This window comes from Occallatibacter gabretensis, from assembly GCF_001449115.1.
In the GTDB taxonomy this organism is placed as follows: domain Bacteria; phylum Acidobacteriota; class Terriglobia; order Terriglobales; family Acidobacteriaceae; genus Telmatobacter; species Telmatobacter gabretensis.
Map to the genome: position 1 here is coordinate 2,293,767 of NZ_LAIJ01000009.1, position 14,275 is coordinate 2,308,041.

12 protein-coding genes are annotated in these 14,275 nt (G+C 53.1%); 11 read left to right on the top strand and 1 reads right to left on the bottom strand.

Annotated features, from left to right (window positions below):
* Positions 1 to 45 precede the first annotated feature (45 nt).
* The 11 genes from VO84_RS15900 (at position 46) to VO84_RS15950 (ending at position 12,850) form a co-directional block, all read left to right on the top strand.
* On the top strand, positions 46 to 1,179 hold the full coding sequence (locus VO84_RS15900; RefSeq protein WP_197414056.1) for a carboxylate--amine ligase: 1,134 nt from the start codon (positions 46 to 48) through the stop codon (positions 1,177 to 1,179).
* A gap of 429 nt (positions 1,180 to 1,608) precedes the next feature.
* A complete protein-coding gene (locus tag VO84_RS15905) occupies positions 1,609 to 2,283 on the top strand; it encodes an iron-containing redox enzyme family protein (protein WP_058188541.1) in 675 nt (224 codons plus the stop codon).
* Between the two features lie 261 nt (positions 2,284 to 2,544).
* On the top strand, positions 2,545 to 2,787 hold the full coding sequence (locus tag VO84_RS15910) for a phosphopantetheine-binding protein (protein ID WP_058188542.1): 243 nt from the start codon (positions 2,545 to 2,547) through the stop codon (positions 2,785 to 2,787).
* 29 nt (positions 2,788 to 2,816) lie between these two features.
* Positions 2,817 to 3,485 carry an acyltransferase gene (locus VO84_RS15915; RefSeq protein WP_197414057.1) on the top strand — a complete coding sequence of 223 codons (669 nt, stop codon included), beginning with the start codon at positions 2,817 to 2,819 and terminating at the stop codon, positions 3,483 to 3,485.
* A gap of 69 nt (positions 3,486 to 3,554) precedes the next feature.
* The gene (locus VO84_RS15920; protein ID WP_058188544.1) at positions 3,555 to 4,964 is read left to right on the top strand and encodes a class I adenylate-forming enzyme family protein; all 1,410 of its coding nucleotides are present in this window, start codon (positions 3,555 to 3,557) and stop codon (positions 4,962 to 4,964) included.
* Positions 4,957 to 5,685 carry an SDR family NAD(P)-dependent oxidoreductase gene (locus VO84_RS15925; RefSeq protein WP_058188545.1) on the top strand — a complete coding sequence of 243 codons (729 nt, stop codon included), beginning with the start codon at positions 4,957 to 4,959 and terminating at the stop codon, positions 5,683 to 5,685. The genes VO84_RS15920 and VO84_RS15925 overlap by 8 nt, the downstream gene beginning before the upstream one ends.
* On the top strand, positions 5,682 to 7,487 hold the full coding sequence (locus tag VO84_RS15930) for a long-chain-acyl-CoA synthetase (protein ID WP_058188546.1): 1,806 nt from the start codon (positions 5,682 to 5,684) through the stop codon (positions 7,485 to 7,487). Before VO84_RS15925 ends, VO84_RS15930 begins: the two co-directional genes overlap by 4 nt.
* 130 nt (positions 7,488 to 7,617) lie before the next feature.
* Positions 7,618 to 9,000: a pyridoxal phosphate-dependent decarboxylase family protein gene (locus VO84_RS15935; RefSeq protein WP_058188547.1), complete on the top strand. Its 1,383-nt coding sequence runs from the start codon at positions 7,618 to 7,620 to the stop codon at positions 8,998 to 9,000.
* A 71-nt stretch (positions 9,001 to 9,071) separates the two neighbouring features.
* The gene (locus VO84_RS15940; RefSeq protein WP_058188548.1) at positions 9,072 to 10,352 is read left to right on the top strand and encodes an O-acetylhomoserine aminocarboxypropyltransferase/cysteine synthase family protein; all 1,281 of its coding nucleotides are present in this window, start codon (positions 9,072 to 9,074) and stop codon (positions 10,350 to 10,352) included.
* Positions 10,353 to 10,386: 34 nt separating this feature from the next.
* Positions 10,387 to 11,478, top strand: a complete 1,092-nt coding sequence (gene metA, locus VO84_RS15945) for a homoserine O-succinyltransferase MetA (RefSeq protein ID WP_058188549.1) — start codon at positions 10,387 to 10,389, stop codon at positions 11,476 to 11,478.
* Between the two features lie 112 nt (positions 11,479 to 11,590).
* Positions 11,591 to 12,850: a prenyltransferase/squalene oxidase repeat-containing protein gene (locus VO84_RS15950; protein ID WP_058188550.1), complete on the top strand. Its 1,260-nt coding sequence runs from the start codon at positions 11,591 to 11,593 to the stop codon at positions 12,848 to 12,850.
* A gap of 21 nt (positions 12,851 to 12,871) precedes the next feature.
* Here VO84_RS15950 and VO84_RS15955 read toward each other — a convergent pair whose 3' ends face one another.
* Positions 12,872 to 14,245, bottom strand: a complete 1,374-nt coding sequence (locus VO84_RS15955; protein WP_058188551.1) for an aminotransferase family protein — start codon at positions 14,243 to 14,245, stop codon at positions 12,872 to 12,874.
* Positions 14,246 to 14,275 lie beyond the last annotated feature (30 nt).

Consider the following 14,275-nt stretch of genomic DNA (forward strand, 5'->3'; position numbering starts at 1 on the left):
GGAAAGGCCGTGGGGGCGGTTGTTGTCGGTGGAGATCATTCCGGCTTGGCAATTGCGCGCAGCTTGGGCCGACGTGGGATTCCTGTATACATTTTGGACAGCCAATACTGCATCGCGTCGTGTTCGAAATATGCCACGCGCGTAGAGAAGGCGCCCAATATCTTGAATGAGCGCGAAACTCTTGATGCTGTGTTGGAGTTGGGATGGAAATTCCAGCTCCAGGGCTGGGTTCTGTTCCCGACGCGAGACGAAACTGTCGCTGCATTTTCACGACATCGGGACGAGCTCGCCGAGTTCTTCAGGGTTACGACCGGAGAATGGGCGAGTGTGGAATGGGCCTGGGACAAAGCGAAAACTTACGAGTTGGCGGAGAGACTTGATATTCCCTGTCCGAAGACCTTCGTTCTGAATGGGATCAGTGAATTGCAATCGCTCCATTCGCGATTGCCGCTGGCGATTAAACCGGCCATCAAGGAGAACTTTTTTTATGCGACGGGCGCAAAGGCATGGCGAGCAAATACCGCGAAGGAGCTTGAGCAGCTCTACGAAAATGCTAGCCGCCATATCTCGACACAAGAGATACTGGTGCAAGAGATTATTCCCGGGGATGGGCGCGAACAGTATTCCTACTGCGCCTTCTATCAGAATGGACGCCCACATAGTACGCTGATTGCGCGTAGGGCACGGCAGCATCCGCGCGAGTTCGGCCGGGCCGCGACGTACGTGGAGACTGTTGAAAAGCCGATAATTGAGGACCTCTCCGAAAGATTCCTGGGCGCGATTAAATACCATGGCTTAGTGGAGATCGAGTATAAGCGGGATCCGCGGGACGGAAAGTACAAACTTCTGGACGTGAATGCGCGACCATGGGGATTTCACGGCCTTGGGGCTGCATGTGGAGTAGATTTCCCCTATTTGGCATATGCAGATCAGATGGGCTTGCCGATTGAACCGGCGCGAGCGAAGTCCGGGGTAGGCTGGGTGAGGATGCTTACTGACGTACCGACGGCGCTAGCTGACCTTGCGCATGGCTGCCTTAATCTACGCACATATATCCAGTCGATGCGTGCTGCACGTATAGAATCAGTATTTAGCTGGGATGATCCATTGCCGTGGCTGGCGGAGATCGTTATGCTTCCGTATTTTGTGTCCAGGAAGTACGCACAGACAGCTCGTTGATTTTTCAGAGTGCACACGATATTTTCCACGCATTCGGTGGCGACTATAGAACGTTCTTACCACTCCAAGCTGCGCTGTACATCTAAGCCGCGTTAATACCGAATCTGCCGCAAGCCGGGACGATGCGCGCTCTGCTGTCCGCATTTTCTAGGTTACGCTCGGTCGCCCGATACCGGCTAACATGCGGTAGTTCGATTCGGGATCCAGATCGAGAATGCATAACACTTTTTGGTACTTGGGTTTTTTACCTAAACGGGTTCATCATAGATAAGGTTCTGTCAGCACATTCTGAGACGAGGGCATAGCTGCTGTTTTCAATTTCAGCCCTTGTCAGGTTTCTGACGCAGGAAAGTCTGCACCGGCTATTGCATGGTTCATCGCGATGGCTTTTTATCCATAAGTTTCAACCAAGCCAAGGAGGCTTTGCGTATGAGCACCGTTGCAACACCAGATCAGCTACAGGTTCAGGGACTTGAACTCGAAGTTCAGCAGAAGAGTGAGAGCATTATTGATGAGATGATCGCTTCTCTGCCCGATGTCCACAAGTTAACCAGTTCTGAGCGGCGCGGAATCATTGCCCGCTATAGCTCTGTTCTCGAGGGCAACTTCATCTATTGGATGACAGCTACTCTCATGGCAGCCAAGGCCACAGAAGTAGGGCCCATCCTTCTTGACAACCTTCTCGAAGAAGTACGCGATGCTCATCCAAACATGTTGCGGAAATTCGCGATAGGCGCGAACGCTTTTCCGAACGACCAGGATGCGCTCTCCGCGAATGAAGAGCTGATGGATGTTCGTGTCTTCCTTGGCCGCCTGAATGGAGTTCAGTCACTGGTGACGATGGGCTTCTTTGAAGGATTTATCCAGAAATTCATGCCATTTCTCGCCAGTCTTGCAGCGGCAAACGGATCCACCGAGATGGAATATACGGATGTGCATGGAGTTTGTGACATTGAGCACACCGCAGGGCTTTTCCGGGCGCTCGGCCTAGAAATGGCAGCCAATCCGGCTGCCCCAGGGACGGATCTGTATGAGGGAGTCTATCTTCTTCGCACACTGATTGAACGTACCATCGATCCTAAGTCAGCACCGGTTTCTGCTTAATTAGCAGATCAGAGCAGATGATGTAGTTAGCAACGGCGTAAAGTAGCCTCCGAACGAGAGAACGGGTATTTTGCAAGGGCTGTGCAAAGCTGATAAAGCGGATAACCTTGTCAAGTACCCTCTCTGCGCGTTGCCACATAGGTCTGATACAGTCAGATTTCTGCCCGATAATGCTTAATTGTTCTCAAACATAACTTATGAATTGCTGTATCATAGGTTTCCTTGAGCAAATCAAATCTAAAACGAAGAGGACATTAGCCCGTGAGCACACGCGCTGAAATTGTTGAGCAGTTCGAAAAAGTTGCGCAAGAGCACAGCCGTTCAATACCTCCTCTGACTGACGATCTGCCGCTTGTCGGATGCGGACTGGACTCTCTCTGTTTCGCCATTCTTGTCACCCGCCTGGAAGACAAGTTAGGCGTAGACCCATTCGCTGCTGAAGATACTCTCTTTCCGGTAACCTTTGGCGAGTTCATTCAGCTATATGAAACTTCTGCGAGATAGCGATGAGTGCTTCTACCGGGGAGTCAGTATTGTCGAAGACTCATGCTGTTGAGCCGGATAGTGAGGCCAATGACGCGTCGTCGACACGCCGCGCCGACGTAGAGAATAGTGCCCAAGTCGGCCCCAACGTGGATGCGCTGCAAGAAATCAGTGGCGATTGGCAGGAACCTGAAGAAGGCTCGCTACGAGGGTCATTTGGGCGGATACTCCAGATTCTGGCTAGAAGCATGCCAGGAGCAAAGACTTTGCGCGTAATGCTGCACCGCGCCCGCGGAGTAAAAATCGGAAAAGGGGTATGGATCGGATACGATGTGGTTCTGGATACAGCACGTCCCGACCTCATTACCATCGAAGATGGTGTGGCCATTAGTATGCGTGCGACTATTATTGCGCACTTCAAGGAATTTCGAGGCGTCCGGATTGAGCGAGAGGCATTTATCGGTCCAGGTGTAATTATTCTTCCCAACGTCGTAATTGGCCGTGGAGCTGTTGTTGCAGCGGGAAGTGTAGTGTCTCAATCGGTGCCTCCGATGACTGTGGTTCAAGGAAATCCAGCGGTGCCAATTGCCCGTTGCGGGGTTGCATTCAGGCAGGATATCTCGCTAAAAAAATTTTCCAGAAATCTCAAGCCACTGTCGGTGTCAAAGTCGGTCCCATCGAAGGATGCAGGCAGCATTCAATCCACTCCTGTAAAGTGAAGCAGTTGGAGAGTTTTCCTCGATTCATCTGTGCTTGATTTCCTCTATTTCCAGGTTTTGGAGAAATCTATGTCTGTGACAACACCGCAAGGTAGAGTTATAAGCTTATCCGGCCTTCTGCGAGATTCGGGCTGTGCGCCTGGCAACTTCATCCAAGACCCTGAACAGCGTATTGAATGGCTAGACCTGCTCGAAGGGTCTGTCCTGTATAGCCGTGGCGATGAGCTTCAGGGTCGTTCTGTGCTGATTGCGGTCCAGAGCCAACTGGCAACTATTGCTGCGTTGATGGAATTGGATGGCATTGCGCAGCGGGTCGTTTTATGCCCACCGGATCTACAATTCGAACACCTTCCCTATGTGATTGATACCGCACAGGTGGACGGAATAGTGACAGACCAGGTAATGGCGCAACTGGGTAAGCCGCGTTCTTTGCTTTTCAGTGCGCTCAGCCGAAGCATCCAGCCTCGCGAAAATTATGAACGGGAAGAAAAAGAGACGGAATGGGTCCTGATGACATCAGGAACCACGGGCTTGCCGAAACTTGTTGCTCATACTCTCGGGAGTCTGACGGCTGCAATTCAACCTCGAGGTGCGATGAGCACACAGGTGGTTTGGAGCACTTTCTATGACATTCGTAGATATGGTGGCCTCCAGATCCTACTCCGTGCGGCTCGAACTGGAGCATCATTGGTTCTTCCCGGAACAGCTGAATCCACTGCCGATTTCCTGACACGCGCCGCTTCCTTAGGGGTAACTCATATATCCGGAACGCCTTCGCATTGGCGGCGTGCACTGATGTCTCCCGCAGCCCATCAGCTCAAGCCCAAATATGTTCGTCTCTCAGGCGAGGCCATCGATCAGGCCATTCTCAACAATTTGCGATCCGCATATCCTGAAGCACGGATCGTGCATGCGTTCGCCTCCACAGAGGCGGGAGTGGCCTTTGAAGTGACGGATGGAGCTCCCGGATTCCCGGAAGACATTCTGGAGGCGAATCCAAGCGTAGACATGCATGTGCAGGATGGCACACTGAGAATTCGCTCGGCAGGAACCGCAAGTCGCTATCTTGGGGACAATGCACCGGTGCTGAAGAATCAAGATGGATTTGTGGATACCAACGATCTTCTTGAATTGCGGGAAGGCCGATACTATTTCGCCGGTCGACGTGACGGCGTGATTAATGTGGGCGGCCTCAAGGTCTACCCTGAGCAGGTAGAAGCAGTCATCTCCAGGCACCCTGATGTGCAAATGTGTGTCGTCCGTGCGCAGAAAAGCCGCATCACGGGCGCACTGGTTGTTGCGGATGTGGTTTTGCGAAAAGACTGCACGCCGATAGAGCATGACGAGTCCCTGATTCAAGCGGATATCTTGCAGCTTTGCCGAGAGCAGTTACCCGCCTACAAGGTGCCTGCAACCATCAATATTGTTCCGATGCTGGGACTGGGTGGGGCTGGGAAGGTTTTGCGCCGGAATGCGTAATGTACTGGTGACGGGCGCGAGTCGAGGTTTGGGGCTTGGGATTGCCCGCCTGCTCACTTCCGCAGGATATCGAGTCATTGGCGTTGCGCGCAATGACAATAGCGAGTTTGCTGAGGCACGAGCAGAAGCTGTCAATCCCGGTTCCTTTGTCTTTCATTGCCTTGATCTTGCCGAAATTGAAAAGATTCCATCCTTCGTATCTCAGTTGCGCAAGGACCATGGGCCAATCTATGGGCTCGTAAACAATGCAGGCATCAGCTTTGAGGGGGCGTTAGCCATGATGCCGACGGCACAGATAGAACGGCTTGTGCGCCTGAATACTCTTTCGCCGATGGTTCTCACGAAATATGTAGTCCGAAGCATGATGAGTCAGGGTGAAGGCCGCATTGTGAATCTGTCATCGATTATCGCGTCCACCGGCTACAAGGGACTCTCTGTTTACGGTGCAACAAAATCTTCTCTCCTCGGCTTTTCCCGATCGCTGGCGCGTGAGGTAGGCGAGATGGGCATCAATGTCAATTCTGTAGCACCTGGTTTTGTTGATACCGAACTCACGCACAGCCTTGACGAAGAAAGTCGGAACAAGATTGCGCGGCGCAGCGCTCTTCGCCGGTTGACTGAAGTGAAAGATGTGGCGAACGCCGTGGAGTATCTTCTGAGCGATAAAGCGAAGAACATTACCGGAACTGTGATCACGGTGGATGCTGGGAGCACGGCGTGACTCAAAGCGTTTTGGCTGCATCCGAACAAGCAGAGAAGCCAGCACGGGCATGGTTGCGGGCCCTTGAGCGGACGGCGGACATTTCTCGGAATCCCCATCGCCTGCTCTCGTCGATGCTGGAAGAACTAGCCGACAGATTCGGGGGTGCTCCTGCCCTGCTGTCAGATCGGGAGTGTTTCACTTACTCGGAAGTCCTTGCAAGGGCAAACCAGTACACGCGATGGGCACTCGAGCAGGGTCTGAAAAAGGGCGAAGCCGTAGGTCTGTTGATGACGAACCGGCCCGAATATTTTGCCTGCTGGCTTGGAGTTGCGGCGGCAGGTGGCGTAGTAGCCTTGCTTAACACCAACCTTGTCGGCCCATCGTTGTCCCATTGCATCAACGTTGCGCAGCCTAAGCATTTGATCGTATCGGGTGAATTCGTTGATTCCCTAACGACAGCGCTGACGGGCCTTTCATGTGAACCGCAAATCTGGATGCACGGAGCTAGCTACGGATCACTCCCGCGCATCGATCACTACATTCAGGAGCTGCCGGCCAACAATCTGACGGATACAGAGAAGCCAAAGCTCTCTATCGATGATGTAGCGCTCTATATCTATACGTCTGGCACAACCGGCTTGCCAAAGGCGGCTAATGTCAGTCATGCGCGCATTCTGCAGTGGTCCCAATGGTTTGCTGGAATGCTCCACGTTCAGCCAGATGACCGAATATATAACTGCTTACCGATGTATCACAGCATTGGCGGGGTACTTGTTCCCGGCGCTGCGTTGGCGAGCGGAGGCAGCGTTGTGGTTCGTGAGTCCTTTTCGGTCAGCCAGTTTTGGAATGATGTAGTCCGTTGGGATTGCACGATGTTTCAATACATCGGGGAATTCTGCCGGTACCTGCTTCACGCACCGCAGGGATCAAACGATCTGAATCATCGCATCCGGATAGCCTGCGGTAATGGCATGTCAGCAGATACCTGGCGTTTGTTTCAGGAACGGTTTCACATTCCGAGAATTCTCGAATTTTATGCCTCCACTGAAGGCGCGTTGTCCTTATTCAATGTAGAGGGAGAACCGGGTGCAATTGGCCGCGTCCCGCCCTACCTGGCGCATCGATTTTCGCCGGTTCTGACAAAGTTTGATCCTGAGCGTGCGGAGTTGGTGCGCAATGCGCAGGGGTTTTGCATTCCGTGTGCGACCAATGAAGCAGGAGAAGCTCTTGCTCGGATAGTCAAAGATCCATCGCAGGTAGGCAGCCGGTTTGAAGGCTACACGGACACAGGGGCATCTGAAAGCAAGTTGTTACGGGACGTTTTTGAGCCTGGCGATGTATGGTTTCGCACTGGCGATCTGATGCGAAGGAACGAAAAGGGATTTTTCTACTTTGTCGATCGCATCGGCGAGACGTTTCGATGGAAGGGCGAGAATGTTGCAACTACTGAAGTCGCCGAAGTCCTTCGTGCATTTCCGGGCGTCAAGCATGCAATTGTTTATGGTGTAAAAATTGCGGGCGCAGAGGGTAGGATCGGCATGGCTGCACTCACTGTCGACGGCGTTCCGGACCTGGAAGCACTTCGGCAACACTGGGTACAGCGTCTCCCATCGTACGCGCGTCCAGCATTCATTCGCCTTCAGGATGACTTCGAGACAACCGGAACATTTAAGTATTCAAAGAACGAATTGATACGCCAGGGATACAATCCGGATCTGACAGCCGATGCTGTCTATTTCGTTAATCCGGCGATGCAAGCGCTACACCTGCTCAACCGGGATCTGTACGAGCGGATACAAGCCGGGCAGATCCGCTTGTGACTGAAGCCGCTTTCTTAGCTTTGCGGTAGCTTTAGAAAAATCCGCGCAGATGAGTATGCGCACAAAAAAGAATGAAGCTGCATATTCATTCGCATAAGACACCCGCAAGAACTGTCAGCCTAACTAATCCATGTTTATTGATCCAATCCGGCATGAGTTTGAAACAACGCAGGCCCTCATCGATGAAGGGCCGGTTTGGCCGAATGTTTCTCCTGAAGAAGTTCGAGAGCATCTTGTGGCCCGATACGATTTCAGCCGGGCGATTCCTCTGGAAGATGTTGCCGCTGATGTAGAAGAAATGCTGCGCCGCTGGCAAGTGCAGATCACGCATCCTCGTTACTTGGGCTTATTCAACCCCAGCATTAGCTTTGCTTCCGTCATTGCGGACGCATTGGTTGCTACCTATAATCCACAGCTTGCGGCTTGGCGGACTGCGCCGGCACCTAACGAAATTGAGCGGCATACGCTTGGCTGGCTTGCAACCAAGTTTGGTCTGCCTTCTAATGCACTCGCCACTTTCACCAGCGGCGGGGCGGAGGCAAACCTCTCTGCTGTCGTCACCGCCTTAACTCATGCGTTTCCCGACTACAGTGATAATGGTCTCAGAAGCCTAGCTGCTACTCCTGTCATTTATCTCTCAGCGGAAGCGCATCATTCCTTTAGCAAAATTGTCCACATGGTGGGTCTCGGGCGCAAATCCCTGCGAGCGTTGCCGACTGACCTCGATCTAAGGATGAACCCTCGCGCTCTTGCTCGTGAGATCAGCGAAGATCGTGCAAATGGATTTGCTCCCCTGATGGTAGTTGGAACCGCCGGTACGACTGCCGCCGGCGCAATTGATCCCTTGCAGGAACTTGCTCAGCTCTGTCGGGATGAGGGGATGTGGTTTCATGTAGATGCTGCATGGGGTGGAGCGGCGATTCTCGCGCCTTCGCTGCGAAACCATATTGCCGGCATTGAGTTCGCAGATTCGATTACTTGCGATGCTCACAAGTGGTTCTCTGTCTCTATGGCCTGCGGAATGTTCTTCTGCCGTTATCCAGAGACAGTGGCGCGTGCCTTTCGAGCGACCGCCTCTTATATGCCGGGCAGCGCTGGCACCACAACCTTCGATCCATATACAAATTCAGTTCAGTGGTCGCGCAGATTCACGGGGCTGAAACTCTTTATGAGCCTCGCTGAACGTGGTGAATCTGGTCAGGCAGCCATGATCGAGCACCAGGCTCGAATGGGCGAAGTTCTGAGAGAATCGCTTTCCGCCGCCGGCTGGCGAATCGTAAACAAAACACCCTTGCCGGTGGTCTGTTTCACAAGGGATGGCCTTGATATTCCAGGTTTTCTATCAGATCTTCGCAATGAACAGACTGCCTGGATGTCTGAGGCCCATATCAATGGTACGTCCGCTGTACGCGCATGTATTTCCAGTTTCAAAACCACAGAAGGCGACATACATGATGTTGTTCGTGATATCACTCGCCTCGCGGCGAAACAGGGCATTCATGCCGCCGGGTAATCTCCTGCGCATTGGCAGAAGACAACGACACGCTATAAACGATGCCCTCGTTTTTTGCGTGCAGGAATAAGATGAAACCAGAGACTATCGCTATTCACAGCGGCTATCAGGTGGATCCGACAACAAAGTCTGTCGCCGTCCCAATCTATCAAACCGTGGCGTATGCATTTGACAGCGCTGAGCACGCTGCGGCACTTTTCAACCTGGAAGCAGAAGGCTATCGATACACCAGAATCGGAAATCCGACGACAGATGTTCTGGAGCGGCGCATTACCGCCCTGGAAGGAGGCGTGGCAGCACAGTGTCTCGCCAGTGGGCAGGCAGCTGTCTCGTACGCACTCTTCAACGTTAGCTCGCTCGGCAGCAACATTGTCTCTGTTCCCCAGTTGTATGGCACCACGCACACGCTGCTTGCCCATCTGCTTCCACAGCAGGGAACTCAGGTGCGCTTTGCGAGTTCCGATCAGCCGGAAGCTATCGAATCTCTGATCGATGAGCAAACGCGTGCCGTCTACTGTGAGAGCGTCGGTAATCCCGCGGGGAATGTCTGCGACATAGAGGCGCTAGCTGAAGTGGCTCACGCGCACGGCGTGCCGCTGATCGTCGATAACACCGTGGCAACGCCCATCCTTCTTCGTCCGATTGATTACGGCGCTGATATCGTAGTGCACTCACTTACGAAATTTCTTGGCGGCCACGGAACGACACTCGGGGGTGCGATTGTCGACAGTGGCAACTTCCCCTGGAAAGAATATGCAGCACGGTTTCCGATGTTCACTCAGCCCGACGCCTCTTATCACGGCCTGGTTTACACCGAGCACTACGGAAAGGCCGCCTTCATTGGGCGCTGCAAGAGTCTTTATCAACGGACTACAGGGGCAGTACTCTCGCCCTTTAGTGCATTTTTGCTGTTGCAGGGGATAGAGACGGTTGCGCTGAGAGTAGAACGCCACGTGGAAAACGGGCGGCGTGTTGCAGAATTTCTGCGCGACCATCCGCAGGTCGAATGGGTCAATTATCCAGGCTTCGCTGAAAACAGATATCACCTTCTGGCGAAAAAATATCTGGGAGGACGTGCTTGCTCGCTTATATCCTTCGGGATCAAGGGCGGCTTTCCTGCTGCAGTCAAATTTCATGACGCGCTCAACCTGGTCACCAGGCTGGTGAATCTCGGCGATGCCAAGTCTCTCGCTTGCCATCCAGCTTCCACAACGCACCGTCAGATGTCGCCGGAAGAGCAGCGCAGTGCGGGCGTCACTCCGGAAATGCTTCGCCTGAGTGTAGGCATTGAGCACATAGACGATATCGTTGCCGATCTCGAGCAGGCGCTCGAAGCTGCAGCGCGCAGCTAATTTACACGCCTCTCTGCAGCCTCAGGAGAACTTCATGCCAGTTACGATGGCTCTGCCTTCTTCGAACACGAATTATTCACGCTGTAGTGTAGGTTGTGCCAGCCCGTCGGCTGAGTGCATTGACCGCAAGAGCAGAAATCTGGCAATTGGGCTGGTGAATAATATGCCGGATGGAGCTCTTCTTGCCACGGAGCAGCAGTTTTTCTCTCTGCTGAATGCTGCCTCTGGCGAGTTATCTGTCAGTCTTTCGCTCTACTCTCTGCCGAGTATCCCCCGCAGTCCATCGGCACAGAGCCATATCGACCAAAGTTACAAGAGCGTTGAATCGCTATGGGACACGGAACTGGATGGCCTGATTGTCACGGGAAGAGAACCAATCGCCGCCAATCTGTCCGATGAACCTTACTGGCAGAGTTTTGTCAGTCTTCTAGAGTGGGCTCGCGAGAAGACCTATTCCACAGTCTGGTCATGTCTGGCAGCACATGCTGCTGTTCTGCATATGGACGGTATTCAGCGCGTAAGAAGCGCTCAAAAGCACAGTGGGATTCTCGATAGCACCGGAGTCGCAGGGCACCCGATCACAGCAAATCTTCCCGCGCAGTTTCGACTGCCGCACTCCCGCTGGAATGGCTTGCGGGAGACAGATCTTACTAATTCCGGCTACCAGGTGCTTATCCGGACTGACGGATCGGGCGCTGACTCCTTCATCAAGCAGGAGCAGAGCCTGTTCCTTTTCTTTCAAAGTCATCCTGAGTATCAATTAGATAGTCTTCTAATGGAATATCGTCGCGATGCAATCCGGTTTATTCGTGGGGAAACGGGTAACTATCCGAATGTTCCTCAAGCCTACTTCGATCTTCAGACTGAGCAGGCGTTAGTGGATTTGCAACGCGAGGTCACTGCGCGACCGCTTGACGGAAGCTTTGCGCGTCTTGAAAGAATACTGTCCTCGGTTGAAGTGAAGAACAGCTGGCACGGGATTGCCGAGACCCTTTACAGTAACTGGCTGCAATATATGTCCGCTGAGAAAAGGGCATGTATGCAGAAAAAATATGCCGAAATAGAGACACCCTTGAGTTCGTCGCAGCAGTCAATGCAAGATCCAGCGGCGCTCATTTCGCGATAGTAGAGAATTTCTTTTAGCAAGTAATAGTATGGAGTCACGGGCCTCATGATTTTCGCTGCCATACAGGCGAAGATCATGGGGCATTGATTTTTGGGGTTCACGCGAGGAAAGCATGAAGCGAATACTCCTTTATACAATTTCGATCGTAGTCCTTGGCACTTTGGGCTTAGTGCTTTGGGCCGCTTTCCGCGTTCGCGCTTCGTCAACACAGGCTGACGGCTCCGGCCGTAGCGAATGGAGCCCCGCTGCAGCAGCAAGCTATCTCGATGATCGAGAAGCCTGGTGGCAGGGATGGAAGCCGGCGCAACTGGAAAAGGGAACTGTCTGTATTTCCTGTCATACAGTTGTTCCGTATGCCTTCGTCCGTCCGATGCTTCGTCGGCAGTTGGGCGAAGCCGCGTTAACGCCTTATGAAACGAAGATGCTTGGAAGCATTGAGACTCGGGTGAATGAGTGGTCTCGAATGAAACCGTACTACACCGATGCCGCTCATGCTATGCCCTCGCATTCCACGGAAGCAGTACTCAATGCAGTGATTCTGGCAGCATATGGCGGCGGGAATCAGCAGTCTGACCCGTTGGTTCACCGGGCCTTTGACAATGCATGGGCGTTGCAAAAAACAGATGGTGAAAACATTGGTGCCTGGGACTGGCAGAATTTTCATGAAGCGCCCTGGGAGTCGTCCGAATCCGGATACCAGGGAGCCGCGATGATGGCAATTGCTGTGGGAATGGCGTCCGGGCAGAGTGGCAACGACACTGCGACACGCGAACACGTCCAGCACCTGCGCGAGTACTTGCTCAAGAACTATTCCGTTCAGCCTGCATTGAATCAAATCTATGTTTTGTGGGCCTCCGCTGAGATGCCTGGACTCCTCAGCGATGTTCAGCGCAAAGACTTGGTGCAAAAGATCACTGGTCTGCAAAATGAGGACGGTGGATGGTCATTGTCGGCTCTGGACAGGCAGGAGGCCCTGAAGTCTGCAGTGCTGGGCCTGTTCAAGCGCGCTGATCGTGTGGATGGCAGCGACGGATGTGCCACAGGACTTGCTGTCCTTGGTATGAAAAAAGCCGGCGTCAGTTCGACGTATCCTGCTTTACAGCGCGGGTTGGAGTGGCTCAGAACACATCAATCGCAGAAGGGCAGTTGGTGGGCATCATCCATGAATGGATTTCGTGATCCTGCCAGCGGGATGGGGCATTTCATGAGCGACGCCGCAACCGGATATGCAGTTCTGGCGCTGGAAGAGGCCGAAGACCAGGTGATTAAGCCGGATTCCATTCACAGCGGAGATGCCGCGAATATGGGAACGACTGCAATCTTGCGGCAGGCCGCACCTTTACCAAAGCATGTTTTAAGGCTGCCTATGTAAGGGAGGTCCCTGACTCGGCTGCTAGCGGCGAAGCACGGTTTCTACCGACTCCTTTGTCACTTCTACCATCTGATGGATCTGCTCTTCATTGATAATCAGCGGCGGCGCAAAGAGTACCTCGTCGCCCGGTAGGGGATGCTCGCCAATAACTGGGCGGGTGCGTGTGATGACCCCTCGATTTATCATCTCTATCCTTAACTGCGCGCCAAAATCTTTTTGGGCAGAGAAATTCTTCCGAGTCTTGCGATCCTCCACAAACTCCACCGCGGCGAGCAGTCCTTTCCCTCCGCGAATATCACCTGCATTTGGATGATCTTCGAACGCATCTTTGAGTAGTGTCAGCAGAAGGTCGCCCATTCTTGCTGTGTTTTCGAGCAGGCCTTCGCGGTCGATGATTTCGATGTTCCGGAGAGCGACGGCACAGCAAGGCGGATGACCTGAATTTGTATAGCCGTGCATCCAGCGGTTTGCCGGCTCGACGGAATCGAGCGCGTCCTTGATCTTCTGATGGACGATAATTCCGCTGAGCGGCAGATATCCAGAGGTCACGCCCTTCGCGAAGGACAGAATGTCTGGCCTGACGTCCCAGTGTTCCAGACCAAACCAGCGCCCCGTTCGCCCAAAGCCCGTAATAATTTCATCAGCAATCATCAGCACGTCGTAGCGTGTGCATATTTCGCGTATGCGCGGCCAGTAATCGTCTGTGGGATAAATTGCGCCACCTGCGCCATGAATCGGCTCGCCGATGAACGCAGCGATTGTATCGGGCCCCTCCCGCAGGATCGCTTCCTCCAACTCGCGAGCTGCCGCCTCGCCAACCGTTATGCCCGTTTTAACTTCTTCGGAACGGAATGGATAACAGGTTGGGATATGAATGAAGCCGGGCACCAGAGGGCTAAACATCTTTTTGTATCCTGCCATGCCCGTAGCGGTCATCGCCTGTAAGGTCACTCCGTGATACCCATGGATGCGGGAGATGATCTTGACCTTATCGGGCTTGCCAGATACTTTCCAGTAATAGCGAGCCGTTTTGAATGCCGATTCATTTGCTTCGGCTCCGCCCGAGCTAAAGAATACTGCTCCCATTGAGGGCGCTAATTTAATCAGGCGTTCTGCCAGTTCGATCGAAGGTATTGTTGTCGATCCTGCGTACCCTGAGTAGTATGCCAATCGTTTCATCTGGTCAGCGGCAACCTCTGCCAACTCGCCCCGTCCATGACCTACATTTACGTTCCAGAGTCCTGACAGGCCGTCGATATATTCCCGGCCTTCCGTGTCTCGGACATATATTCCGTTTCCACTCTCAAAAATCAAGCTGTCAGTGGTTTCAACCGGATGATGTAGTGAGTGAATCTGATGCTGCCGATCCAACCTTGCCAGGTCCTTGGTAAGCATTCAGAAAATCCCTTCTTCTACCTTGTACTG

Excerpts from the sequence above, each read along its gene's own strand:
- VO84_RS15935 (WP_058188547.1), top strand. The coding sequence starts at position 7,618 with ATGTTTATTGATCCAATCCGGCATGAGTTTGAAACAACGCAGGCCCTC.
- VO84_RS15920 (WP_058188544.1), top strand. The coding sequence starts at position 3,555 with ATGTCTGTGACAACACCGCAAGGTAGAGTTATAAGCTTATCCGGCCTT.
- metA (WP_058188549.1), top strand. The coding sequence starts at position 10,387 with ATGCCAGTTACGATGGCTCTGCCTTCTTCGAACACGAATTATTCACGC.
- VO84_RS15955 (WP_058188551.1), bottom strand. The coding sequence starts at position 14,245 with ATGCTTACCAAGGACCTGGCAAGGTTGGATCGGCAGCATCAGATTCAC.
- VO84_RS15950 (WP_058188550.1), top strand. The coding sequence starts at position 11,591 with ATGAAGCGAATACTCCTTTATACAATTTCGATCGTAGTCCTTGGCACT.
- VO84_RS15905 (WP_058188541.1), top strand. The coding sequence starts at position 1,609 with ATGAGCACCGTTGCAACACCAGATCAGCTACAGGTTCAGGGACTTGAA.
- VO84_RS15925 (WP_058188545.1), top strand. The coding sequence starts at position 4,957 with ATGCGTAATGTACTGGTGACGGGCGCGAGTCGAGGTTTGGGGCTTGGG.
- VO84_RS15940 (WP_058188548.1), top strand. The coding sequence starts at position 9,072 with ATGAAACCAGAGACTATCGCTATTCACAGCGGCTATCAGGTGGATCCG.